The sequence below is a fragment of the Thermostichus sp. MS-CIW-30 genome (assembly GCF_054058015.1).
This window is the reverse complement of record NZ_JBSRZW010000027.1, coordinates 13,922-38,783: the sequence shown is the minus strand read 5'-3', so window position 1 is coordinate 38,783 and position 24,862 is coordinate 13,922. Positions and strand designations below refer to the sequence as shown.

The window sequence follows — 24,862 nt, the reverse complement described above, 5'->3', positions numbered from 1 at the left end:
GCCACCCCCTAGAAACTGCTTTCATGGGTTCTCTTCTGGAGAGGCTATGCGCAGCCGGTACCCCTGGCCATACACCGATTCCAGCCAATCTTGGGCCTCCACCTCTTTTAACCGTAGCCGCAACCGCCGCACCAACGCAGCCACGGCATTGCTCTCCGGCTCACAGCCCCATTCCCACACCGCCTGCTCGATCTGGCCCCGACTGAGCACCTGGTTGGGATGGCGCATCAGGTATTCCATCAATTGAAACTCCTTGCCCGAAAGCTGTACCTGCCTCCCCTGCCGCTCTAGGGTCAGGCTGGCCAAGTGCAAGTGCAGGGATCCCAGGCTGAGGCTGTCTCCTTGCCATTGGGGGGAACGGCGTCCCAAAGCCCGCACCCATGCCAGCAGCTCCACCAGATCCACCGGCTTGACCAAATAGTCGTCTGCCCCCGCATCCAACCCCTGCACCACATCCGATGTTGCGTCTTTGGCAGTTAACATCAGCACCGGCGCACATCCCCCCGATTGGCGGTATTGCCGACAGAGCTGGATCCCGCTTGGCCCCGGCAGCATCCAATCCAAAATCAGGAGATCATAGGCTTTCTCCTCCATCAGCCAGGCAGCCATCTCCCCTTCCTTGGCACAGTCAACCACGTGGCCGCACTTGGACAGGGCAGCCTGTAAAGGCTCCAACTGTTCCGGGTCGTCCTCCACCAGCAAAATTCGCATCGTCCTGTGCGCCGTTGACCAAGACGGCCAGTTCCCACTGCCCAGGCTAGGATGGATCACGGAAATAGCCCTCTGCAAGGGAGAGAACAACGGTGGGGTGGCCCAAAATCCATCGGTGGCAAGATCTAGGGTTTGATTTTTGGCTGGTGCTGCCCTTGGCAGGGCTTCTTTTTGTGGCGGGGGGAGAGTGGGTGACGGGCCAAGCGCTGAGCCGTCCTCGCCGGCTAGAGCAACCTTTGGCGATTCGCAGCCAGCAACAAGCCACCTTGGCTCTGGATATTCTTTCCATTCAGGCGGAGATCCGCCGCTCCCGTGGCTACACCAAGGTGGAGGTGACTACCACCAATCCCCACCTGCGCAAGCTGGAATTTGAATTTCCACAACTGGATCCAGACCAGGTGTCGGCTCAGATTGCCCAAGAGCTTGGCCTTGCTCCCGAGCAAGTGCAGCGCCTGACCCGCTATAGCTTGGACTAGAGCATGACTCTAGTCAATAATAAGCTCAACTATACTGAAAATAATGTATAATATGTTCAGTACGGATTACTACCAGTTGATCTTTCTGTTTACTTTCGAGTCTGCCAACATGGTAGCCAAAGCAAAGCAGAAAATTGGTAGTAAGACGACACGGAAACTGCGCTTTGGGTATTCTACTCAAAGCTTTGCGGGATACCGCCATTCTGGTTGGAAACAAACAGAATGCTATCGCTGCATAGTTGAACAGTGATGTTCAGCAGTGTTCAGCGTAAATGTATCAGACACTCCAAGTCCGTTCAAAAAATGCGGGCTAACTGCTCGCAGGCAACTCTAATTTTCTCCAAGCTACCGGGATTGACCAAGCCGTAGTAGTCAAATCCATAAACTTTCCCAGTTTGGACGGCTTGCAACCGATTCCAAAAGGGGCGGGAACGGAAAAACGCCAAGGGATCCGCCGCCTCCGGGTTGACCACCAGCAGAACTTCTGGGTTGGCTTCCAGGATGCGCTCTGCCGAAAGGGTGACGTAGCCCCGAAAAGGCCCTTGGCTTTGCAAGGTAGCGGTGAGATTGTCCGCGCCAAAGCGTTCCAGCAGATCCCCGGCCCAGCTTTGCCGGTTGGGAGAAAGAATCGGCTGGGTGCCCACCAAGAGCAAGGTTTTGGGTCGAACGCGGGGCAGTTCCTGGGGCAAAAGGGATCCATACTGCCGCAGCAAGGGATCGGGATCCGCCCCCAAAGCAGCAGCCAGGGTGGCAATCGTCTCTTCCAAAGCAGCCCAACTGTCCACGCGGGTGAGGTAGGTGGGGATCCCCAGCTCCTGCAGCCGTTCTGCCAGAGCCTCGTGAAAGCCACTGGCCCCCACCACCCAGTCCGGTTGTAGGGCCACAAGCTGCTCCAGGTTGGGTTGGTTGCCCAGCCCCAGGCGGGTCAAGCCTTGGAAGCGGGGATCCTCCTCCAACAAACGACCGGCAGGGATCCCCACCAACCTATCGGGGGCCAAGCGATAGAGGATATCGGCAGTCAAGGTGGTGAGGCTGGCTACCCGACGAAAAGGACTCTGTCTCGCTGACAGGAGTGGCTTCTGAGGGATCCGACCTTGGGCTTGGGCCAAACGCCCCATTCCCCAGGCCCCCACGCTGGCCAGACCAAAGGCGAACAGTTGACGGCGAGAAAGACGAGACAGCATAGACAATCTCCAAAACAATTCCCAAACAGCAATCAATTGAGGGTGAACTGGATGGGCACCACCACCCAAGACTCGATGGGGGCGTTGTTTCTCAAGGCCGGGCTGAATTCCCACCGCTGCACCGCCTCCTGCGCTGCCCTATCCAGGGCGGGAAACCCACTGGAAGAGGCGATCTCCACCTGCTGCACCTGCCCCTGGGCATTGACCTTGGCCCGCAGCAGCACCTGCCCCTGTTGGCCGAGACGGCGAGCTTGAGGAGGGTAGGGGGGCGGAGGATTGCGACCGGGGATCGGGCGGGCCAGGATGTCCGGCTGGGGGTTGGCAGCCACTGTCGGTGGGGAGGAACTGGGGGTGGCAGGTGTTGGGGCAGAGGAATGGGGTTGGGCTGCACCTATACCGCCAGGTGTCCCAGTTTCAGGATCCCTTGGCCCCAATCTGCTCTCGCTGCCGGGGGAAGGCGGAGCGGCGGCAGTCTTTACGCTGGAACGGATCCCTTGGATCAAGGGGGTAAAGCGGGGCAGAGGGGTGCTTGAGGTAACCGGGGCGGAGGTGAGTGGAGTCGCTGTAGAGGTGGGGGTAACCGCCGGAGTTGGGGTGGGCTGTTGTGGCGGAGGAGTGGGTTGCGGGGTGGCTGTCGGTAATGGGGTCAGTGGAGGAGTAGGGGTGGGTTCTGGCTTTGCCGTGGGAATGGGTGTAGGGGTCGGTGGAGGCGTAGGGGTCGGAGTTTGCAGGGCCAGCAAAGATTCAGCCTCCGGGATGGCTGGCATCTCGATCTCTTGGGGCACAGGCTCCGGTGGGGATAGATCGTCTGCAGGGGGCGATTCCGGGGCCGGGCCGGGCGGCTCTGCTGTTGGCTCTGGTGGGAGAGATTCTATGGATTCTGAATCCGGTTCGAGCAACTGTGGCTCGGGATCCTCCAGCAAAAGCGTGACTGGGATCCGAAGTTCTGCGTCTGATAAAGGCCGGGATCCCCACCAAGCCAGCCCCAGCAGCGCCATCAGGTGCAAGAGGAGGGAAATCAACCCCTCCCGGCGCAGCGGTCGGGGATCCCTGGCTCGCAGGTGGAGGACGGTCCCCGGCGGATCTTCCCCCTCCTGGCAAGCTGTCCAGAGGGCAGCCCAGCTATAGCCGGCCACCCAAGCCTCTTGCAGCAGCTCCTCGGCACACTCCAGCCAGCCGCTCTCTCTTGCGCCAGCCCAAAGCCACAACGCCAACCAAGCCAGCCCCGCCTCCCAGGCCATGCCCGCCTGCTGCCAATACCACCCCTGCAGTCGCCACAAAAGCTGGGGACAGGACTTCCGAAGAAGAGAGAGGGATCCCTTGGGGGTGCGGGCAGGTGGCTCGGCAAGCATCGGTTAGAGCAGGATCCAGAGTAAACACGGCCTCAGGTCTTGGCCCCTAAAACCGGGTGGAAAAACTGAGCGCAGCATGCCGTCCCGGCTGGGCCCGCCGTTCCACTTCAGGGCCGACAAAGAGAGAGCGGGTTTCGGAGTAGAGAAAATACTTTTCATCAAAGAGATTGAACACCCCGAAATTCAATTGCCAGTTGTCGTCCAGGTTGTAGTAGCCCAGCAGATCCACCACGGTGTAGCCCTTGGGCACAAACGGAATTTGAGGTGGAGCGTTGGGGTTCGGTTGCACTACCTCCCGTTGCGGGTCGCGGGGATCCGCCACCAGCGTGGCCACCAACCTGGCTCCCCAGATCTGGCTGGGATCGTCGTAGTGCAGTCCCAGTACTGCCGTCAGTGGCTCAATGGAAAGGAGGGGTTTGTTTTCGGTGAGGTTGTCCCCCACCGCCCAGGCAAAGCTGCCATTGAGGCTCCAGCCGGTCAAATCGGGGCTGAAGAAGTACTGCCCGGTGGCTTCTACACCATAGATGCGGGCCCGACTGACGTTCTGGCTCTGAAAGAGAGTCACCGGTGGAGGTGGCGGGCTCCCTGGCGGGCCGGGGGGTGAAGGCTCGGATCCCACCTCCCGGAAAGCCTCGATAAAGTCGTTGTAGGTGTTGTAGTAGGCGGCCAAGCTAAAGCTGGCCTGGGGGTAGATCCCCCGCAACCCCACTTCAAAGCCTTGGCTGGTTTCCGGTCGCAAGTTGGGATTGGAAAGGGTGCGATAGCGAAAGAAGGGGCTGACCAAGTTGGTGAAGCCGCTGTTGATCTCGTTGTATTGGGGGGCCCGAAAGCCGGTGTTGTACTGGGCCGTAAAGGTAAGGTTGGGGTTTATCCTCCACACCAGGCCCAGCTTGGGGGAAACGGCATCGGCAAAGAGGCTGGCCGCTTCTGACCCACTTTTGAGGAAAGCTTCATCGGGACTGGGGGTGAGGTTGTAGGTGTCGTAGCGGATGCCGGGGATCAACGTCAAGTTGCCGCCGCCGAAATCGATCTCATCCTGCACATACAGCCCAAAACGGACGGTGTCCGAGTCGGGAAAATCTTTGGTGGGAAAGGTGTCTGGGGGAATGTTTTGGGTTACCGCTCCGGTTTGCAGGTTGGTCTGAAAACGGTTGCGGGGTCGTTCGTTGCGGGTGGTGGAAATCTCCATGCCATACACCAGGCGGTGGGAGAGATCCCCGGTTTGGAAGCGGCTTTGGGCCTGCAGGCTGGCTCCTAAAATGTTGCTGACCAGCTCGTTGAAGGTATCTCGCCGCACAGGTACGGGTCGGCCCTGCACGGTGATGGTGCGCTCTTCCACGCTGGGCTCGCGGGTGCGGGCGGGCTGGTAGTAAATCTGGGCGGTGGCCAACTCAAAAGCGGGATTCTCAGGGTTGGCGTAGCGATACTCCAAACTGAGGCGGCTGCGCTCGGTGTCGATGGTTTCCCTAAATAAGCTGATGCCGGGATCCAGGTTGCGCCGCGAGAACGTGGTGGTGGTGCGGCTGTTGAAGTACTCGCCGGTCAGGGTGAGGCTTTCCAAGGGGCTGAAGCGGTAAACCAGCTTGGCCAAAACGTTGTCCCCATCCACCGTTTGTCGATCTTTAAAGCTGGGATCCGCTTTGATATCCGGCTCCCTGGCGTCGCGGCGGGTGTAGATGAGCAGGGCTTCCAAGTTCCCCTGCCGGCCCGCCAAGCTGAGGGTGTTGACAAAGCCTTGGTTTTTGCTGTCGTACTGGCTGGAGAGGCCCACATGGCTGTCCCGTTCCCCCAGCAGATCCGCCGGGTCTAGAGTAGTGTAGGTTACCACGCCCCCCAAGGCATCGCTGCCGTAGAGGGTGGAAGCGGGGCCGCGGATGATCTCCACCGTCTTCAGGGTCTCCAGCTCAAAGGTGTCCCGCCCGATGTTGAAGGGGCCGAAGGAAAACCGCTCCGGCTGCCGGATCCCGTCCACCTGGATCAGCACCCGGTTGGCGTCGAGGCCGCGGATGTTGAAGTCCTGCAGGCCATAGCGGACATTTCGCCGCACGCTCACCCCCGGCTCGTAGCGCACCAGATCCTGGATGTTCTGGATAAGCTCCTGCCGCAGGCGCTCCCGGTCGATGACGGTGATGGTGGCCGGGGAGTCGGCCAGGGTGCGCTCGGTGCGGGTGCCGGTGACCGTAACCTGCTGCAGGTTGAAGACGGGGGTGCCCTGCCGCAGCACTTGCAGATCCGCTTGCAGCCGCTCCACCTCCGCCTGATCCCCCCGCCGGCGGGCAGCTTCGATCTGGGCTTCTAGCTCGCGAATCTGCTCCTGGATGGTGGTGGCTCCCCGAGGGGTGGCCTGGGCCAGCAAAGGAGTCTCAGGGATCCGAGCCGCGGGTTGCGCCTGGGCCAGGGATCCCCAGCCCACTCCCAAACTCAACCCCAAACTCACCACCCGCCACCAACGACCGTTCACGCGCATAACCTCTCATGCTCCTCGAAATCCACAACAGGGAAAATTCACTGCAAAACCGGACAAACCCTCCCTCAGCACCCTGACACCGGCAGGGAGAGGAGCCTTGCTGCCGCTGGAGCTGTGCTGCGCAGGGGGCAAAGCTGTGGCCCTACCGGAGTCGAGATCCACTCCACCTCCAGGCCAAACACCTGTCGCACCCGGCTGGGGGTCAACACCGCCAAGGGAGACCCCAGGGCCTGCATCTGGCCGGATCCCAGCAGGGCAATCTGCTCGCTGTAGCGAATGGCCAAATTCAGGTCGTGCAGCACCGTAACTACCGTCAGGCCCTGCTCCTGCTTCAGCCGTTGCAACAGCTCCAGCAGCTCCAGTTGGTGGCGCAGATCCAAAAAGGTGGTGGGCTCATCCAACAGCAACACCTGCGGCTCCTGCACCAAAGCCAGCGCCAGAAAAGCCCGTTGCCGCTCTCCCCCCGAGAGGGTTTCCACCCGCCGCAGCGCCAGGGATCCCAGTCCCGTCTGCTCTAGAGCCCACTCCACCCGCTGCCAATCGGCCCGCATCAACTGCCACGCCCACCAGGGCTGGTGGGGAGAACGCCCCAGACTCACCAATTGCCGCACCGTTAGCCCTGCCGGGAGCCGCTGCTGCTGCGGCAAAAGAGCCAACTGCCGGGCCACCTGCTTTGGAGTGAGTTGAGCGTGCAGATCCCGACCGCCCAAGTACACGCGCCCAGCTTGGGGAATCAGAACCCGACTCAACAGCCGCAGCACCGTCGATTTGCCGGAACCATTGGGGCCGACAATGCTCAGCCATTCCCCCTGTTGCACGCTGAAGCTCACCTGTCGCACCACCGTCCGGGATCCGTAGCCCCCGCTCAAATCCTCGACCTGCAGGATGGGCTCTCTCATCGCCCTGCCCCCTGCTGCCACAGCAGCCAGCCGAAAAAGGGAGCCCCCATCACAGCGGTGACAATCCCCACCGGCAGCTCTATCGGGCCCAAACGGCTCAGGATATCGGCGCCGCTCAGCAGGGTCGCCCCCGCCAAGGCAGAAAGGGGCAACAGCCAGCGGTAATCGGATCCCACCCCCTGCCGCACCATGTGGGGCACCACCAAACCGACAAAGCCGATCAACCCCCCCACACTGACAGCGGTTGCCGCTAGCCAAGCCGCCACCAGACCAATCACCACCCGCGTCCGCGCCAGAGGGATCCCCAAGCTCACCGCCATCTCTTCCCCCAAGCTCAGCAGGTTTAAAGCCCGCGCCTGCCCCCATCCCAATCCCAAGCCGACCAGGATATACGCCCCGGCCACCTGCACCTCTGGCCAGCCCCGCCCGCTCAAGCTGCCGATCAACCAGGTGAGAGCCACCTGCACCCGGTCATCTGCCATCAACAACAAGGTGGAGCTAATGGCCCCAAACAGGGCGCTGACGGCCACCCCCGCCAAGATCAGCCGCTCCACCGCCAGTCCCGAGGGAGTACGCGCCAACCCGTACACCAACACGGTAGTCAGCACCCCGCCCACCCAAGCGGCCAGGGGCACCCAAGCCGTCCACTCTCCCAAGGTGAGCAACCCCACCGCCGCCAGGCCCGCCCCCGCCGAAATGCCCAGCAGGTAGGGATCCGCCAGCCCATTGCCCAGCATCCCCTGCAACAGGGCCCCTGCCATCCCCAGAGCCGCCCCCAGCAACTGGGCCAAGAGCGCCCGCGGCAGCCGCAACTGCCAAACAATCGTCTGCCGAATGGGATCCCCCTGCCCCCACAGGGCTTGCCAGAGTTCTGGGAAAGTCATGGGAACGGATCCCAAAGCAATCGAGACCAAAAGTACTAGGAAAATGAAACTCAATAGCAAACATGTCAAACCGATTGGCGAGAGCAGCCGCTTTCTTTGCCCCCAGCCTCTGCCCCCCTCAACCTCTGTATACGGACACTCGCGATCGACCAGCACCGGGAAAACCTCTCGAGCTTTGCCCAGGAAGAGAGCCTTCTGAGGCCAAGAAACCCCCTCCGCCCGCAAGGGCGGGATGGAAAACTCAGCCAAGTTGGCCAGGCCTCCCTCCCGAGCTTTATTGAAAGTCAAACTCAACAAAACGTAGTCGCTAGAATAGCAAGGCTTCTTGGATGTTGCAAGTCAGTTTCAATAGCTTGTGCCTAAATTTCTCCCTCTTGCGCTTCAGGGCTTTTGGACAAGACCGGGCAGCGCCTCTGCCCAGCCATTCAGACTTACCTCAGGGGGGATCCAACTACCCTGGGCGAGGTCATGGCAACCAACCGCGAAATGGGAATCAGGGGAGAAGGGCTGGGGAAACGTCTCAAACTTCATCTAGACCTGGATCTAGAATGGCCCAAGCTGGTCGGCCCGAGTTGGCTAGACTCCGAACCTTCAGCCCATTGCTTGCCCACGTTTTGATGCCATGAGTTCTTCCGCCGAGCCTACTTGGGATGCCTTAGAGGTGGATCCCGCCCTGCTCACCCCCATGATGCAGCACTATGTGGAGCTGAAGCGGCAGTATCCCCACGCCATCTTGCTCTACCGCCTGGGGGATTTCTACGAGATGTTCTTCCAGGACGCCCAGCGGGTGTCGCGGGAGCTGGAGCTGGTGCTCACCGGGCGGGAAGCAGGGGCCATAGGGCGGGTGCCCATGTGCGGGATCCCTTACCATGCTTTCGACCGCTACGCTGCCCAGTTGGTGGCCAAAGGCTATGCCCTGGCCGTCTGCGACCAGATGGAGCCGGCAGATCAGGCCAAGGGCTTGGTGCGGCGGGAAGTGACGCGGGTCATCACCCCTGGCACCGTCCTCGAAGAGGAGCTGCTGCAGGCGCGGCAAAACAACTACCTGGCAGCCGTCGTGCGGCTCAAAGGATCGAAGCAGGCTCCCTGCCGCTGGGGCCTAGCCTATGCGGATATCTCCACCGGCGAGTTCTGGGTGTGTCAGAGCGAGGGGCAAGAGCAACTGGAGCAGGAACTGGCCCGGCTGCAGCCGGCAGAGGTTTTGCTGCCCACCGAGGAGGGGCTGGGACTAGGCCTCATCCGTCCAGGGGATCCCCAGAAGCCCCTGGGTCTCCCCAACCAATACGCCTATACCCTGCGCCCAGCCGAACCTTTTGAACTGGCGGTGGCGCGGGAGAACCTCATGCAAACCTACGGCCTGCGCTCTCTGGAAGGATTGGGCTGTGAGGGATTGCCTCTGGCGGTGCGAGCAGCGGGAGGGCTTTTGCACTACTTAGAAGAAACCCATTCGCCTCAGCGGTGCGTAGCACCAAAGACCCTGCTGCAGCCTTCTCCCCAGGGAGGCCACCCGCTCCTGCCTCCCCCGCGCACCTACCAGCTCACGGACTACCTCATCTTGGATGCCCAAACCCGGCGTAACTTGGAGCTCACCCAGACCATCCGAGAGGGGGCTTTTGTGGGATCCCTGCTCTGGGTGCTGGATCACAGCCGTACAGCCATGGGGGGGCGCACTTTGCGGCGCTGGTTGCTGCAGCCTTTGCGGGATTCGGAGCAAATTCGCCTTCGCCAAGACACCATCCAAGAGCTTTTGGAAAACCCTTCTCTGCGGGCCCGCCTGGGATCCCTTCTGGACTCTCTGTACGACCTGGAGCGGCTGGCCAACCGCGTCGGATCGGGCACCGCCAACCCGCGCGAGCTGGTGGCCCTGGGATCCTCCTTGGGCAAACTGCCCCAGTTGGCCGAGCTGGTGGAGGAAGCCAAGACTCCCCTCTTGCAAAGCCTGCAACAGGTGGATCCCGCCCTGGTTGAGCTGGGCCAACGCATCGAGCACACCCTCCTGCCCTCCCCTCCCCCTGTGCTCACCGAGGGGGGCCTCATCCGAGCCGGCGTGGATCCCGAGCTGGACAGGCTGCGGCAGCAGGTGGAGCAAGACCGCCAGTGGGTTGCCCAGTTGGAAAAAAGCGAGCGCGACCGCACCGGGATCCCCACTCTCAAGGTGGGCTTCAACAAGGCCTTCGGCTACTACCTCAGCATCAGCCGCGCCAAGGCCCACCAAGTCCCCAAAGAGTACATCCGCAAGCAAACCCTGACTAACGAAGAGCGCTTCATTACCCCTGAGCTGAAAGAAAAAGAGGCCCGCATTCTCACCGCCCAGACCGACATCAACCAGCGGGAATACGAGCTGTTTGTGCAGTTGCGCCAAGAGGCAGGATCCCGGGCCGAAGCCATCCGCCAAGTGGCCCAGACCCTGGCTGCTGTCGATGCCCTGTTTGGCCTGGCGGAAGTGGCCGTGCAGCAGGGATACACCCGTCCCGTAATCACCGAAGACCGCCGGCTGATCATCGAGGAGGGTCGCCACCCGGTGGTGGAAAAATCCCTGCCCCAGGGCCTCTTCGTGCCCAATTCGGTGCAACTGGGATCCCCCCACGGCCCCGATTTGATCGTCCTCACCGGGCCCAACATGTCCGGCAAGTCCACTTACCTGCGGCAAATTGGGCTCATCCAAATCCTGGCCCAGATGGGCAGCTTTGTCCCCGCGCGGCGGGCAGAGTTGGGCCTCTGCGACCGCGTATTTACCCGCATTGGCGCTGTGGACGATCTGGCTACCGGCCAGTCCACCTTCATGGTGGAAATGAACGAGACCGCCAACATCCTCAACCACGCCGGCGAGCGCTCCTTGGTGCTGCTGGACGAGATTGGCCGAGGCACCGCTACCTTCGATGGCCTTTCCATTGCCTGGGCGGTGGCGGAATACCTGGCCACTCAGGTGCGCGCCCGTACGGTCTTTGCCACCCACTACCACGAGCTCAACCAACTGGAGACCTTGCTGCCCAACGTGGCCAACTTTCAGGTGGTGGTCAAAGAGCTGCCGGATCGCATTGTCTTCCTGCACCAGGTACAGCCTGGGGGGGCAGATCGCTCCTATGGCATTGAGGTGGGGCGCATGGCTGGCCTGCCGCAGCCGGTAATCCAGCGAGCCGAACAGGTGCTGGCCTTGGTGGAAAAACACAGCCGCATCGGCCTGGGCTTGAGAAACCAAGGGAAAAGCCGCCTCGCCCAAAAGAACTCCAAAAAAGAGCCCGCTCCCAATGGGATCCCCGACCCTGCCGTTGGGGATCAACTGTCTTTGATCCCAGCGCCTCTCTTTCCCGATTGGCCTTAGACTCCCCTACCCCTGTCGGGATCCCGTTCTTGCAACCTCAGGGCTGCAGCCAGCCCATCCAGCTCATCCCGATGCCCCTCCACCCACAGATGGGATCCAGGGGCCGTTCGCGTTGGTGCTGTGGGGGAACCGTGCTGTCCACAGAAGGGGAGCGGGACGGAGTCCTCGTCGGCTTCCTGCAGTTTCAGGCGGATTTGTTCCGGGCGTTGGTTGCGCTGCCGGTAGTACCAACCCGCCCAAGGAGAAGCCAGCACCACCATCCAGGGCCAAGCTCCCCACCCCGGCTCAAGGGTCTGCAGCACCAAGGCCAAACAGGCCAGTCCCGTCCCCGCCAGCCCCGTCAAAAAAAGGGCCAGCCCCACGCTAGCCTGACCCTGCCCTGCAAAGGTGGCGATCCCCTCGGCATCGGCGGACTGGAGACGATAGCCACGCCTTTCCAAGTGCTCCCGTAGAGCGGATCCCATTTCCTCCAGGCTGCGACTGCTGAGATAGACGCGAGTCTCAACGCGATCTTTGCCCGAAGCTCGCAGGAAAAAGAATAGACCGATGGCCAATAGAGTCGTCAACGCCAAGGTTGAAACCTTTTCCCCCGTCAGCGGGGCTATGGCCAACCCAAGTGCCTGAGCAGAGCCCAGTCCGCCCAGAGGAAGGGGGTTGACCTGTTCGGGGAGTCTGGCTCCCCCACAGCTGGGTGGGATAGGTGAATGGGAACAGTTCATCGAATAGAATCGAACAGATTGGAATAGGCAAAGCAATTTACACGCTACCTTTGAAGTTTAGACCCTCTAGGATGGATGGGTTACTTCCCCCAAAGACGAGCTGCTGGGTTCACCCTGAGGGCAATGCGCTTTTTCGCAGTGGCGGTGACGGTTGAACTGGGGGGATCCTACGCTGGCTCTCATGTCTCTGGGCTGAGAAATGCAACTATAATTAAGTTATGATAAGGGGCTCACGCTCTCCGTGTGACCCCTCCGCTACTACTTCAGCCTTTCCCTATGGGGCATGGGCAGGAGGTCGGGTTGAGGAAGAGGTCAATGTATGATTTCCTCTGACTGCTGTAAGGCGTTGAGCAGGCGCGAAGTTACCGCTGGGGAACACTTAAGCTTAACTTGCTCCACATCACTGACCATTCCTCTCTCAGCCCACTGAACTGCCTACCCCTGTCGCTACATCAGCAACACCCTACATGTCTAACTACGAACCTGAACTCAACGACATTTTGTTGGATGGCCCCGCCGATCTCCTCGAGGCTGCCGAAGAAGCAGAGGTGGATCTGGCCGATGGCGAGTTTCTGGAAGAGGAGCCAACCCGCCGCTCCACCGATCTGGTGCGCCTCTATTTACAAGAGATCGGTCGTGTTCCTCTGTTGGGGCGCGATGAAGAGGTGGCCCTGGCCCAAAAAGTCCAAGACTACATGAAGCTCTTGGATTTGCGTCTGCGTTTGCAGAAAGAGTTGGGACGGGATCCCACTCTTGCGGAATGGGTGGCTAAGGCCAACCAGTACCCCGAGTGGGCGCAACTGACCCCTGAAAAGCTGCAGCAGATTCAGCGGATTGGCAAGCGTGCCAAAGAACACATGATCAAGGCCAACCTGCGCCTGGTGGTGTCGGTGGCGAAAAAGTACCAAAACCGCGGCTTGGAGCTGCTAGATCTGATCCAAGAGGGTACGCTGGGCCTGGAGCGAGCGGTGGAAAAGTTCGACCCGAAAAAGGGATACCGCTTCAGCACCTACGCCTACTGGTGGATCCGGCAGGGCATTACCCGTGCCATTGCCACCCAAAGCCGCACCATCCGCCTGCCCGTTCACATCACCGAGAAGCTGAACAAGATCAAAAAAGCGCAGCGCAAGCTCTCCCAGGAAAAGGGCCGCACCCCCACCATCGAAGACATCGCCTCCGAGTTGGAGATGACGCCGCCTCAAGTACGCGAGCTGTTGGTACGGGTGCCCCGCTCGGTTTCTCTGGAAACCAAGGTGGGCAAAGACAAGGACACCGAACTGGGGGATTTGCTGGAAACTGACGACATTTCTCCAGAAGAGACCATGATGCGGGAAGCCCTGCATCGCGATCTACAGCAGTTGCTCTCGGATCTGACCAGCCGCGAGCGGGATGTGATCCGCATGCGTTTCGGCTTGGGGGATGGGCGCACCTATTCGCTGGCGGAAATCGGTCGCGCCTTGGATCTGTCGCGAGAGCGGGTGCGGCAAATTGAGGCCAAAGCCCTGCAGAAGCTGCGTCAGCCGAAGCGACGCAACCGCGTGCGAGATTACCTGGAAGCCATCAGCTAGTTCCGGCTTGCCCACTGGCTCCCCCAGCGTCCTACCCGTTTCCGCAGTCGGGCTGCTGCCCACTCCACTTCTGGGATCCGCAGGTAGAGAGCTCCGGCGGCGAACAAGCTTAGACCTAAACCCGCGGCCAGCCCGGCCCAAATGATGGCGGTGAGCAGGGGAGACCCCACAATCTCGTAGGAGCGCAGTTGGGTCCACAGCCAATGGCTCAGTCCCCCGGCCAGGACGGTGCTCCCCAGCAACGGCAGCAGGGCTTGTCCCATCTCCTGCCAAGGGATCCCTGGCAGGTGCCGGTGCAGCCGGATTCCCAAACCGATCAGCGCCACCAGATTAACCCCCGCCGTGGCCAGGGCAATGCCCGGCGCTCCAAAAGCCTGCAAAAATAGAAAGTCCAGTAGGGCATTCAGGCCAATGGCCATGCTGCTGATGCGCAGAGGCGTAGCCCCATCCTCCAGGGCATAGAAGATCCGCACCAGCACATCCCGCAGCAGGTAACCGGTCATCCCCAGACCATAGGCCATGAGCAGGGCTGCCACCTCTTGTGTCACCTCCGGCGTAAAGCGCCCCCGCTGGTAGGCCACTTGGACAATGGGCTCGGCCAAAGCCACCAACAGCATCGACAGGGGCAGGGTCACAATTGCCGTAAGCATCAGCCCTTGGCGGATACGCTGGCGCAGCTCCGGCCAACGGGATCCATCCCCTGCCAACTGGGCATAGAGAGGCATCAAGGGCACCAGCACCATGTTGGAGAGGATCCCCAGCGGCGTTTGTACCAGAAGCTGGGCATATCCCAAGTTGCCGATGGTGCGATCCCCAGGTACGAAAGAGGCAAAAAACAGATCCACATAAACATTGATGTGGATCATCCCGGAGGAGATCACCGCCGGCAACATCAGCAAGCCCACCGCCCGTACCTGCGGGGATCCCCACTCAAAGCGCAGGCGCGGTCGCCCCAGCCCTAACCGCATCTGGAGCGGAACTTGGGCCAACCATTGGGCAATGGCCCCGATGAGCACGCCCCAGGCCAGCAAAGTTGGGATCCCCGTCCATCCCAGCGTGACCAGGATCCCGATCACCGCCAAGCTGGAGATCAGCGGGCTAAGGGCAGGCAAGGCGTAGTGTTCGGCAGCATTCAGCGCTCCAAAGCCGATGCCAATCCACCCCGAGAGCAAGGCCAAAGGGGCCATGATCCGCAGTTGCGCAGCGGCCAGAGCATGGACTTCGGGGCTGGCTCCCGGCGCATTCAGGCGCACCACCCAGTCCGCTCCCCACCAAAGGCCCAAGCTGACCAGCAGGAGCAGGCAGCCTACCAAGGTGGAAATGGATTCCAGCCAGGCAGCCGCATCCTCCCTGTCCCGATCCCGCTGCTTTTTGAGGACACTGACGATGGCGCTGTGAAAAGGGCCGTTGATCCCTCCCAGCAGAATCAACAGAAAACCGGGCAGGATGTAGGCTACCCCGAAGGCGCTGTACTCCGGCCCCGAGCCATACACTGCTGCAATCAAAGCTTGGCGAATAAAGCCTATGCCCTTACTGAGCAAGGTCGCCCCGGCCACCAAGCCCGCCACCGACATCAACGAACGGGATGGCCCTGCTGAAGGAGATCCCCCAGGGATCTCTTCCTGAGTGGCAGACTCCTCCATTACCTTGTGTCCTGCACCCCAACCACTGCCTCAACAACACAACAAACTGATCCCGGATCCCTCTTTGAATCCCAGGAGCCGCTTCCCATTATCGGGAATATCGAACCCTTCTGGGCAATTGTCGGGCATTAGCTGGATCCCTTGGGCAGGCAGCGAGCTTGTCAGGCCAACAGTTGCCGTTCCTGTTCCAGTTGCTGCAACAGATGCTCATCCCCACGGGCTTGAGCAGAACGGATGCGCTCCTGCAGCCGGTGCAGCAGGTTCCGCCGATGGGTTTCCTCGACCAAGGTCATGAAGTGCTTCCGAGAGGAGACAGCCGCTGCCGGGCTCCCTTGCACCTCAGGGATCCTTGCTGTTGCCCTTGCTCCAGGATCGAGGGCAATACCTCGATAGGTGAGGGGGAAAGACTGAGGCAGTGCTACAGCCACGGAGACCAACCCTGGTGCCGAGCGGACAGATTCTGACGGCTTTGAATCGCTGCAGAGGGATGCACAAACTCATGGGCAATGCCTTGATAGGTCAGTTGCAAAGGACTCCGTCCCGCTAATGTGAACAGCAAGGGCCCAGAAGCACCACCGCTCACAGCAGCTCGTCGATCAGCCGCAGCACCTGCTGCAGCTCAGCACCGGGGATCCTTTGATGTTGTTCCAGGTTGATCTCCACCAACTGTTTGAGGGCAAGAAGCTTCAGGTTGACCTCCACCGCCGCCGCCGCAATGGCCTGTGCTGCCGGCAAATAGCCACTGGCCCCCAAATCCAAAAGGGCAGCCCGCCGCAGATGGATGTTGTCGTGATCCAACACCGACAGCAGAGGCTGGGCAAAGGCCGGATCCCCGGTGAGACGATAGCAGGCCCGCGCCGCCGCACATTGCAAGCGAATGGAAGTGTGCTCTAGGTAAGGACGAATTGGCTCCAGGGCAGCAGCCACCTGCAGTTGTCCAAGAGCCTCGATAATGGCCTCTAGGGCGGCTTGGGCTTCCGTCTGCAGTCCTTGCTCCACAAAGCGCAGCCCTTCCAGCAAAGCGGATCCCAGCTTTTCCACTTCGTCGGGATCCCTGTTGAGGTTGTTGGCAAAGGCAATCTCAACCAGCGCCTGGGCAGCCGCTGCCACCACTTGGCCATCAGAGCAAGACAAAGCCGCCTTCAGGGGAGGGATCCCGGCGAGGGATCCCAGTTTACCCAAAGCACGAGCAGCATTGCGCCGCAGCGGATATCCCCCTTGAGCGGTGCGATCCGTTTCATCGGCCAGGGCCTCGATCAGGGCCGGGATCCCTTCGACGATGCGCATGCGTCCCAGCCACCAAGCGGCATAGTAGCGTTCCCCCGGATCCCCGTGGCGCAGCTTGGCGATTTGTCCAGCCGGGGTGAGATCCACCGACGGATTGGGATCCAGAGGAACAGCAGTGGTCATGGAATCAACAACGGAGAGGACACCGAGAAGGGATTAAGCGCTGCGGACACTGACGATCTTGGCGCCCGACTTGAGCAACCGCTGCATTGTTGCCGACAGTTGATCGGCAGAGACGAAAATCTGCTGGTTGGATTTGCGCACTCGGCTGGAAGTGGCCAGCGCCGAAGGCGGATTCAGCAGTCGGGTCACTTCCACACAGAACATGCGATCCGACTGGCCCGTTGGCGGCCCCAGGTGTTTGGAAATGGGGCTGGGCGGCAGCAGGCCCCGCACCCCAATGCGGCGAATGGCCGGGGTAAACCCGGTGGCCAAAGGCATCATCAGACGGGGTCTGGGCCCTTGGGAGCGATCGTTGTTGGCGTAGCCCCCGTAGAGAGCGAAGAGATTGGTAAAGTCGCGGGTGGAATGAGCCTTGCGGTATTCAAACCCACGCGGGTAGGGGACGATGTTGTCTCCAAAAGCTTCTAGGTATTCTGGGCTGTCGATGTAGGAATCGATCTCCGCGCTGTGGCCGCCAGATTGGTAGATGTCCAAATGGCGGGCGATGTCTTTGGGGCTGGTGGGAGCGCGTCCCAGCAGATGCTTGAAATTGAGCTCGATGGCCCGGGTTTGCGAGTTGGGGTAGAAAAACCGCTTTTTGTAGGCTTCGGACTTGGCGATCCATCGCACAAACTCCCGCACCGTCAGGCTGCCCTGGCGCAGCAGCGATTCCGCACTGGCTAGCTCCTTCCTATCGGCCCCAAACAAATGGTCGTTGCCCAGCACCTGACGGTAGATGGCCCGCAGCACCGCATTGAGCTGATCCTGGCTGGCGTTGGGGCGCAACTCCAGTGGGGTGGTCTCCGTAATGCCCCGGATCCCCATCCGGCTTGCCGCTGTAATTGCACTCATGCTAATTCCCCCGATTGAACTGAATGGACACAGATTGAGAACAAGCTTGCGTTTAGGGTCATTTCGATTCAAGCTAGGACATTGCACCCACACCTAAAGTGTTGGTTGCGTCGTCGCGTCGGCGTTGCGGAGCAATAATGCAGGGGGCCAAAAGGCTTTTCAAGGACTCCGTCCCGCTGGCGCGATCAATAGCCCAGGCGTCTCACCCTAGCCTGAAACGACTGTAGAAATCGAAAACTAAAATTAGAAATCAAAAATCGGCAGCCCCAAGCTGCAGAAGAGCAACAGTGGCGCCTTCCTATTGGGGAGACTGATCCGCAAACCCACGTGGTCAAACGTATCTCTCCGCAACGTAGCAGGCTCACCACCGTTGCCCTCAACAACTTTCCCTCGCCATCCCCCCTGGTTTATAGGATGAGCCAACTGGCTAGCCGGCGTCGCCCTTTTAGAGGGATCCCAAGCCAAGGGTTTAGCTGAGCGCGTTGATGGCGTAGTCGATGTAGGTGTTGGCTTCGGTGGCCGCTTGCCCGGTCAGGCCGTGGTTGGCTTTGATGTAGCGCAGGGCTTCGATGAACCAACTGGGGGAGAGTTCAAAAGCGGCGTTGATCTCGCGGATCCCGGCCAACTGATACTCGTCCAGAGGACCGGTGCCACCGGCTACCAAGCAGTAGGTGATGTAGCGCAGGTAGTGGCGCACGTCACGGGCGCACTTGTCCTTGCCAGCTTGGGTGTGGCACTGCCCACCGGGTTGGGTGGTGTAGGGGAACTTGGCGTAAACGGCTTCGGTGGCACCGCGCACCAGCTCGTCGGCACGGCTGCTCAGAACTCGGGCGGCTTCCATGCTGGCGGCAGCCCGCTGAAAACGGCCATTGATGGCCTGCAATTCGCTGTTGCTCAGGTAGCGCCCTTGGCTGTCGGCAGTGGCGATGGCGTCAACAATTGGGGTTTGCATGATTCAAAACGCTCCTTTACTTAACTCAAGCTCAATGCAAAGAACAAGGCCAAAGCTGCAAAGTCTCAACTGCAAAATCGCTGCAAAAAAAGTTGCTTTTCTAGGGATCCCCTGCTAGCCTGAGTTGCCTCAGATTTGAGAGAGGGTCTTCATAACTGGATCCGAACACAACAGAAACTTCAGCCCAAAGGGGATCAAACCACAGCAGCGGCAGCGCGATCGAAGTAGGATTCGATTTCGGCAATCAGAGCGCTGCAGTCCCCCCGGGTGATGCCGTTGGGGTCGTTTACCACCGCCACCGCAGCCTTTTTCATCTTTTGGATGCCGTTGGCCACCGAGCTACCGGGGGTGCCCAAGGCTTGATAGGTTTCCCGCAGGCCGTTCAAGCAGCGCTCGTTCAGCACACTGGCATCTCCGGCTGCCACGGCGTAGGTGATGTAGCGGAGAATAATGTCCATGTCCCGCATACAGGCGGCTACGTTACGACTGGGGTAGGCAGGGCCACCGGGAGCGTTCAAATTGGGCTCCTCGGCAAACAACTGACGGATGGCATCGGTCACGATCTTGGAGGCATTGCTGGTGAGGCGGTTCACAGCATCCAAACGCTTGTTCCCCTCAGCAATTACCTGCTGGAGAGCGGCAAACTCGTTCTCTCCCAAAAAAGCGCCTTTGGAGTCAGCTTGGGCAACAACTTTGCCAAATACATCGTTCATGGTTTTGAATCTCCCTAGCGAAAGTAAAAGAGGTTATGAATCCACATTCCCTGCAGCGGACAAGAGAGCACCTGCCGGCCAGGAATGCAACACCGCTTGGATCCCCAGTGCCGAGAGGTGCTGTTTAACTCACAGAACCGCCGACGGGATCAAAGCCGATAGAACCAAGATGAGCAAGCGAAGCTCGCTCCCAGATCCAGGCCTTCATCCAAGGGATCGGACTTGGACAAGAAGCCTCAGCCGCTGCTGGCAACCTCAACTGGCAGACGAGAAGAAGTTGGCTCGCCTTGTTTCCAGTCTTTTTCTACCGCGAAGGCAAGAAGCGATGAAATCAAAAAATGTAAATCGGCTTTACCTCGCGCAAAAAGGCTTAGATCGGTTTTCAATCTGTTTCCCATCTGGGATCCCGGCCAATGCTCCCTATCTTTCGTAGCGGCAGTTTTTTACAAAAGAGAACGTTTCTTGACCTAGCTTTACAATGTGAAGAAAGATGTCAGCCTCAATCGCGGCTTTGCGGCTTGGAAGGGAGCCATTTCAGTGTCAGAGCGAACATTCTCATAAAGGATACATAATTTAACACTTGATTCCCTAAGATTTTCGGTACACACCTTTTACAGAAGTTCTGGATGCCCGCTTATGCCTATTGGGTTGGATCGCACTCCTTCCCCAGAGCTGCTGCAGATGGCGCGTTGGCTGGCAGGAGACTTCAGCAACCAAGAGCAAGCCTGGGAAAATCCACCGTTTTTCGCCCAGATCCGGGTGGCCTATCGCCCCTTGCCGGCCCACGTTTTGGGCGGGATCGGCTTTTATGTGGAGCAAGCCTACAGCGGCCATTTGGAGGATCCCTATCGGCAGGCGGTGGTGGAATTGACTCAGGCAAGCGCTGGGATCCTGATTCGCAACTATCGCCCTTTGGAGCCGCAGCGGTGGCGGGGCTGTGCTCGGGAAAGGGCAGACCAACTGAGTCAACTGAGGGCTGCCGATCTGGCCTATCTAGAGGGGTGTGATGTGCAGGTGAAGAGGCAGGGATCCCTCTTTGTCGGCGTGACAGAGCCGGGGTGCCGGTGTTGCGTGGTGCGCAACGGCCAAACCACTTATCTGCAGACCACCTTGCACCTGAGCGAGAGCGAGTTTTGCAGCCATGACCGAGGGATGGATCCCATCACCCACCGACAGGTTTGGGGAGCCCTGGCAGGCGCTTTTCGCTTCCAAAAAGTGGTCGATTGGCAGGCGGAGCTAATGCTGTAGGCTGCAGCCCATCCAGCCCCACAACTCCACAGTTGACAGCGCTATTGCGCACTCTCCCTCAGCCAGCTTTGTGTACACTGTCCTTGGCCGGGATCCAAATCCCCCAGGTTTGAGCGTGCTGTTTACCGGTTGCAACCGGGCTAGGCTCCTTTTAATTCAGTGTGGGTATTCAATGCAGGCGAGGTCGGGCCCAAAGGATGAGCCACGGTCTGGGTGGGCTTGGCACAGCCCTTGGGGAATGGTGATCGCCCTGGTTGGGATCTTGACCTTGCTGCTGCTCGGTGCCGGCTGTTCTGGCCAGGGGGAATCTGCAGCTTCCCCCCCTGCGTTGATCCCTCTCCCACCTCAACCGGGAACCGAGTCGATTCCCATGCCGGTGCGTACCCTGGGCAACAGCCGCTTCAAGCTCCTGGGCCTGACAGTGGGGGTGGCCGGGAGCGGAGCTGAGGTGTTACTGGATACCGGCTCGGCAGGTTTGCGCATCATAGCGACAGCAGCAGGTCGCTTTGGCCTGGAGCGGACGGGGATCCCTTCCACCGTGACGTTTGGAGATGGCACGCAATTTATCGGCGTGTTGGCCCGCGCCCCCTTCAGCATAGGAGGGATCCCCAGTCGAGAGCCGGTAACAATTCAGTTGATCGACCGGATCACCTGTGTGGACGCCCTGGTGGCCAGTTGTTCAGAGAACTTGTTTGGAGAAGGGCGGCCCTTCGCCGGGATCCTAGGCACGTCCTTGGATGAGCGCAGCCCCAACCGGGAGCTGTTTAGCCCGCTCACCCGTCTTCCGGGCAATTTTCGCTCTGGGTACATGATCCAAACGGGGGGCTTCAACTCCACCCAGGGCCTGTTCACGGTTGGCCTAACGGCTGCCAACACCGCCGGCTTCAATTTCCGGCAGTTTCCCCAGGTGGGAAGCTTTCCCGATGGCACACCCATCTGGCGGGATGAGGCTTTGCAAGTGGCCTACAGCATTAGCAACACTTCCATTCAAAATGCCCTCAGCCCCACCGTTTTTGACAGTGGTTCTTCCGACATTTTTCTCAATGTCAGGCTGTTGGGGGCAGCTCCTTTCTCCACCTCGACCTTGCCCCCCGGCGCTGAATGGCGAGCTGTGCTGGAGGGGGCTTTTGACTACCGCATTCGGGTTGGCTTTCCCATTACGCCCAGTCGAGATCGGATTTTCGTCAACGGCAACCAGGGGGTGCAACTGTTGGGCATGCCGCTGTTTTTCAATATCGACGTTGCCTTCGATGTTGAGGGCGGGCGGATCGGCTTTCGCGTGCGTTGAGACAAAGTTGTTTTGAACCATCCCAAACGTTAACGTTGGGTTCAATTGCGGAGAAAAACTTGCCATGTTCGGTCGAGCCTTGAAAACCGGGAACAGCACGCCGCGCAGATGGCCTTGGGTTTGGGGACTGCTGTTGTTGTGTTGGTTGGGGCTAGGTGGGCCAGGGTGGGCCGTGAGCTTAGGGGATCCCTTGCCCGAATGGGCACAGCCCATGCCGGTGGGGCGACAGCGCTTGCGGGGGGTGGAGCAATACCGAGGTCAAGAGCAGATCCGCGCCTATGGCAACGAAGCGGGACGGGTGTTTTGGATTCAAATCCACAGTCATTCAAACTTACCCCCGGATTACCGGGAGTACTTGGGCGAATACCAACACTTTCCGGTAGAAGTCGTAGAAGTGGTGCCCTTGCGAGCCCGACGGCTGCGCTTCCGCCAGGGAAATCGCAGCGCCGAGTGGCAGGTGGTGGGCATGAGCGGTCGGTTTCAGGCGGAGGCGATCAGCAGAGATTTGGCTCCGCCAGGGTTGTTTGGAGATCCCTCGTGAAGAGCAGGAGAATTAGAGCTTATCCTAGAGATCCTAGAGAGAAACTTGAAACTAGAGTCTGCCAATGAATTTACTCCAGAAGAAAGTTGAGGTTACTCTTAATCGCTTCTTCGTCAAGGAGCTAACTCAAGAAGAGCTCACCTTCTATGAGTATAGTTGCAGGCCAAACCCTCTTCCAGATCTAGGAGAGGAGCAGAGGGCTCTCTCCAAGATTTGTAATCAGCTAGGTGTAATGGCTGTTCGTCTGGGAAATCGCATCATAACCCGAGAAAAAGTTCCGGCCAGTAAACTCAAAACAGAGGAATGGGAGTTGGAAGAGCTTGGTTCTAAGGCTCTAGATTGTACAGACCCTACAGAGAGACAGGCTCTAGAAACTTTCGAGCGCAAGAAACTAGATTGGAGTCTAAGATCTAAGTACAAAAGAACAGAGATTGAGCGATCAACAGGAGGAGGATTGATCTGGTGGGTTACGGGTCTGGAAGGAGTAGAACGGATTGAGGACTCGGAAGGAGTAAAACCACTTTGCGGAGATGGGTGGGAGGTTCACAGAGGAAGAGAGCTAGACGTTGTTATTAGACAAGATAAGAAGCTCTATCTAGAGATCGACATCCGATACCATTTCTACAGCCCATGGACGCTGCATGAGTGGCTGGAAAATTACCCAGATGTCTCAATTGAAATTGTACGAAACACATACAGGACAAAAAATAATAAATACCCAACTTGGGAGTATCGAGGCATTATTTCCAATCAGTCGCCAAGGGAAGTATGGTTAGCGGAGCTAAACACTAGCTTAGCGGATTATCATGTACAGAAGTACGGAGCAACTCCAGAAGAAGTTGATGGCTCTCTGGTGGTTCAAGTGGTCTCGAGAGAACGCAATTTCAGACAAAAGGCAGAGCCTATCCTTCATCTATCGCGGAGACTGTCGCCTGTTTTAACTTTGGAGATGCTAGCAAGTATAGAAGATCAAAGATGGACTGGCAAAAAAGTTAGCTCCTTGGTTAGCGAGCACATCAGAAAAAGTTTAGAAGAGAGATTGAAAGAGTCTAAAGAGACCGCAAAAACTATTATAGAAAATGTCTACAATATTTCTGACTTTCAGGCTGATCCCCTAAAAGCAGAAGGATACATTATGCCAAGGCCAAGGCTATTGGGGTTTGGTCATAGACAAGTCCAAAACCCCGCGAGAGTTAGGTACCAAGGATGTGCAAGAGTTGGCGAGACAAAGTTTGGACTTCTAAATCTTGACGATAATAAACGTGAGTATCCTACTGAGGTTCGCAAGTGCCTACTTGAAGTAGCTAAAAAGAGCGGAGCAAGAGTTGAAATAGACTTTTACGCAACCCGTCAAGATTTGCCTGAAGGCGACCTTGCTCAACAGAGGTTTTGGCAAAGCTGGGCCGACAAAGGGATCAAAACCGTTCTGGTTGTCATGCCCTTGTCGCCTAATGAGCACAAGCAAAAGATCCGCTTGCAAGCACTTCGAGCAGGAATAGCAACTCAGTTTATGATTCCTGGAGCTGACCCCTACAAAGCTCTAAATGTCGTACTAGGACTTCTGTGTAAAGCTGCGTGGCAACCCGTGTTGCTTGAACCCCTCGATCATCCTGAGTGCTCCGAGCTTACCATTGGTTTTGATGTGGGGACGAATCGAGAGCTTTACTACGGAACCTCTGCCTTCGCGGTACTGGCCAATGGTCAAAGCTTAGGCTGGGAGTTGCCCGATATACAAAGAGGAGAAACTTTTTCCGGCGAGGCAATTTATCAAACCGTGTCCAAGCTCGTCAATAGATTCTACAACAAATTTCATCGCTACCCTAGAAAGGTTCTTTTGATGAGGGATGGCTTAGTTCAAAGAGGCGAATTTGATAAAACAATTGAGGAACTAAGAAAAGAAAAGATTGCTGCGGATATTGTTGGAGTGCGCAAAAGTGGCACAGTCAGAATGGGAAGAGAGGAAAAAGGAAGCTATAGAGACGCTGCAATGGGCACTGTCATTTTTGACCATGAACGAAGGTCATTTATGCTCGTAACAAGCCAGCCCATTAAGAAGTCCTCGGTGCCAATTGGCAGCGCAAGACCGCTGCGAGTTGTCCATGAACACGGCAACACTCCTTTGGAAGTTCTGGCTATACAAACTTACCATCTCTCCCAGCTTCATCCCGCCAGTGGTTTTCAAGCCTGTAGGCTTCCTTGGGTATTGCACTTTGCCGACAAAAGCAGTAAAGAGTTCCAGCGCATTGGCAACAGCATTTTTAGTGTGCTGCAGAACATAAACCGAGAGAAGTTGATTGCCGTCTAGCCAAGGGAGGGGATCCCCACCTGCCGGCCTTGCTAGGATTGGGGGGGTGGTTGGTGTTGCGGCTATGGAGATGAATGAGGTCTGGAAGACCTTTCTGAGCAATCCTGTTCCGTTCTGTGGCGGTTTTCTCAGCGGCCTGCTGCGTTTGGATGTGAAGCAAGATCCGCTGCGCAGTTGGCTGGAGTCCCAGGGGCTGAGGGTGGAGGAGCCCCCGCCTTCCGGTCGCTCCGACGGCCCCCAATCCATTTCCATTGAATAGGCGTACATAGGCGTACTCAATCGGCGGGCA

At 58.7% G+C, this 24,862-nt stretch carries 22 protein-coding genes and 1 pseudogene; 9 read left to right on the top strand and 14 right to left on the bottom strand.

The genetic code is table 11. The features are described from left to right. Window positions 1–21: 21 nt before the first annotated feature. Window positions 22–711: a two-component system response regulator RppA gene (rppA, locus tag ACVWXW_RS11505; protein ID WP_457403911.1), complete on the bottom strand. Its 690-nt coding sequence runs from the start codon at window positions 709–711 to the stop codon at window positions 22–24. Window positions 712–803: 92 nt separating this feature from the next. On the opposite strand from rppA, the gene ACVWXW_RS11500 reads away from it, so the two are divergent. After that, complete coding sequence (locus ACVWXW_RS11500) at window positions 804–1,187, top strand: hypothetical protein (protein WP_011434266.1); 384 nt, start codon at window positions 804–806, stop codon at window positions 1,185–1,187. Between the two features lie 55 nt (window positions 1,188–1,242). Then, a pseudogene (locus tag ACVWXW_RS11495) lies at window positions 1,243–1,426 on the top strand (hypothetical protein); the annotation flags it as partial. Between the two features lie 57 nt (window positions 1,427–1,483). Here ACVWXW_RS11495 and ACVWXW_RS11490 read toward each other — a convergent pair. From ACVWXW_RS11490 to ACVWXW_RS11470, 5 genes are all read right to left on the bottom strand, one after another. Further along, a complete protein-coding gene (locus ACVWXW_RS11490) occupies window positions 1,484–2,371 on the bottom strand; it encodes an ABC transporter substrate-binding protein (protein WP_457403910.1) in 888 nt (295 codons plus the stop codon). A 32-nt stretch (window positions 2,372–2,403) separates the two neighbouring features. Beyond that, on the bottom strand, window positions 2,404–3,723 hold the full coding sequence (locus ACVWXW_RS11485) for an energy transducer TonB (RefSeq protein ID WP_414408478.1): 1,320 nt from the start codon (window positions 3,721–3,723) through the stop codon (window positions 2,404–2,406). Window positions 3,724–3,769: 46 nt separating this feature from the next. Continuing rightward, window positions 3,770–6,190: a TonB-dependent hemoglobin/transferrin/lactoferrin family receptor gene (locus tag ACVWXW_RS11480; RefSeq protein WP_457403909.1), complete on the bottom strand. Its 2,421-nt coding sequence runs from the start codon at window positions 6,188–6,190 to the stop codon at window positions 3,770–3,772. Window positions 6,191–6,255: 65 nt separating this feature from the next. Beyond that, window positions 6,256–7,089, bottom strand: coding sequence for an ABC transporter ATP-binding protein (locus ACVWXW_RS11475; RefSeq protein ID WP_457403907.1), 834 nt, complete (start codon window positions 7,087–7,089; stop codon window positions 6,256–6,258). Then, window positions 7,086–8,129 carry a FecCD family ABC transporter permease gene (locus tag ACVWXW_RS11470; RefSeq protein WP_414355556.1) on the bottom strand — a complete coding sequence of 348 codons (1,044 nt, stop codon included), beginning with the start codon at window positions 8,127–8,129 and terminating at the stop codon, window positions 7,086–7,088. Before ACVWXW_RS11470 ends, ACVWXW_RS11475 begins: the two co-directional genes overlap by 4 nt. 466 nt (window positions 8,130–8,595) lie before the next feature. Here ACVWXW_RS11470 and mutS point away from each other — a divergent pair, with 466 nt between their 5' ends. After that, window positions 8,596–11,295, top strand: coding sequence for a DNA mismatch repair protein MutS (gene mutS / locus ACVWXW_RS11465; RefSeq protein ID WP_457403906.1), 2,700 nt, complete (start codon window positions 8,596–8,598; stop codon window positions 11,293–11,295). Here mutS and ACVWXW_RS11460 read toward each other — a convergent pair. Then, entirely contained in the window at window positions 11,292–11,906 is a 615-nt protein-coding gene (locus tag ACVWXW_RS11460; protein ID WP_457403904.1) for a cofactor assembly of complex C subunit B, read from the bottom strand. The genes mutS and ACVWXW_RS11460 overlap by 4 nt on opposite strands. A gap of 575 nt (window positions 11,907–12,481) precedes the next feature. On the opposite strand from ACVWXW_RS11460, the gene sigC reads away from it, so the two are divergent. Next, on the top strand, window positions 12,482–13,582 hold the full coding sequence (gene sigC / locus ACVWXW_RS11455; RefSeq protein WP_011434275.1) for an RNA polymerase sigma factor SigC: 1,101 nt from the start codon (window positions 12,482–12,484) through the stop codon (window positions 13,580–13,582). Here the strand turns inward: sigC and murJ are convergent. The 7 genes from murJ to ACVWXW_RS11420 form a co-directional block, all read right to left on the bottom strand. Continuing rightward, entirely contained in the window at window positions 13,579–15,225 is a 1,647-nt protein-coding gene (murJ, locus tag ACVWXW_RS11450; RefSeq protein WP_457403903.1) for a murein biosynthesis integral membrane protein MurJ, read from the bottom strand. The genes sigC and murJ overlap by 4 nt on opposite strands. Window positions 15,226–15,386: 161 nt before the next feature. Continuing rightward, a complete protein-coding gene (locus tag ACVWXW_RS11445) occupies window positions 15,387–15,653 on the bottom strand; it encodes a hypothetical protein (protein ID WP_457403902.1) in 267 nt (88 codons plus the stop codon). Between the two features lie 151 nt (window positions 15,654–15,804). Beyond that, window positions 15,805–16,635, bottom strand: coding sequence for a HEAT repeat domain-containing protein (locus tag ACVWXW_RS11440; RefSeq protein WP_457403901.1), 831 nt, complete (start codon window positions 16,633–16,635; stop codon window positions 15,805–15,807). Window positions 16,636–16,668: 33 nt separating this feature from the next. After that, window positions 16,669–17,526 carry a phycobilisome rod-core linker polypeptide gene (locus ACVWXW_RS11435; protein WP_414332161.1) on the bottom strand — a complete coding sequence of 286 codons (858 nt, stop codon included), beginning with the start codon at window positions 17,524–17,526 and terminating at the stop codon, window positions 16,669–16,671. A 469-nt stretch (window positions 17,527–17,995) separates the two neighbouring features. Then, the gene (locus ACVWXW_RS11430) at window positions 17,996–18,478 is read right to left on the bottom strand and encodes a globin family protein (RefSeq protein ID WP_011434281.1); all 483 of its coding nucleotides are present in this window, start codon (window positions 18,476–18,478) and stop codon (window positions 17,996–17,998) included. A 194-nt stretch (window positions 18,479–18,672) separates the two neighbouring features. Continuing rightward, window positions 18,673–19,191 (bottom strand): globin family protein, encoded by a 519-nt coding sequence (locus ACVWXW_RS11425; RefSeq protein ID WP_011434282.1) that lies wholly within the window; start codon window positions 19,189–19,191, stop codon window positions 18,673–18,675. A 236-nt stretch (window positions 19,192–19,427) separates the two neighbouring features. Next, complete coding sequence (locus tag ACVWXW_RS11420; protein ID WP_187147243.1) at window positions 19,428–19,589, bottom strand: hypothetical protein; 162 nt, start codon at window positions 19,587–19,589, stop codon at window positions 19,428–19,430. A 238-nt stretch (window positions 19,590–19,827) separates the two neighbouring features. On the opposite strand from ACVWXW_RS11420, the gene ACVWXW_RS11415 reads away from it, so the two are divergent. The 5 genes from ACVWXW_RS11415 to ACVWXW_RS11395 all read left to right on the top strand — a co-directional run bounded on the left by ACVWXW_RS11415 (window position 19,828) and on the right by ACVWXW_RS11395 (window position 24,832). Then, the gene (locus ACVWXW_RS11415; RefSeq protein ID WP_457403900.1) at window positions 19,828–20,439 is read left to right on the top strand and encodes a CpcT/CpeT family chromophore lyase; all 612 of its coding nucleotides are present in this window, start codon (window positions 19,828–19,830) and stop codon (window positions 20,437–20,439) included. 238 nt (window positions 20,440–20,677) lie between these two features. Continuing rightward, window positions 20,678–21,727 carry a hypothetical protein gene (locus ACVWXW_RS11410; protein ID WP_457403899.1) on the top strand — a complete coding sequence of 350 codons (1,050 nt, stop codon included), beginning with the start codon at window positions 20,678–20,680 and terminating at the stop codon, window positions 21,725–21,727. Window positions 21,728–21,791: 64 nt separating this feature from the next. After that, entirely contained in the window at window positions 21,792–22,268 is a 477-nt protein-coding gene (locus ACVWXW_RS11405) for a hypothetical protein (protein ID WP_457403898.1), read from the top strand. A 64-nt stretch (window positions 22,269–22,332) separates the two neighbouring features. Beyond that, the gene (locus tag ACVWXW_RS11400) at window positions 22,333–24,573 is read left to right on the top strand and encodes an argonaute PAZ domain-containing protein (RefSeq protein ID WP_457403897.1); all 2,241 of its coding nucleotides are present in this window, start codon (window positions 22,333–22,335) and stop codon (window positions 24,571–24,573) included. Between the two features lie 46 nt (window positions 24,574–24,619). Continuing rightward, on the top strand, window positions 24,620–24,832 hold the full coding sequence (locus ACVWXW_RS11395) for a hypothetical protein (protein ID WP_238376814.1): 213 nt from the start codon (window positions 24,620–24,622) through the stop codon (window positions 24,830–24,832). Window positions 24,833–24,862 lie beyond the last annotated feature (30 nt).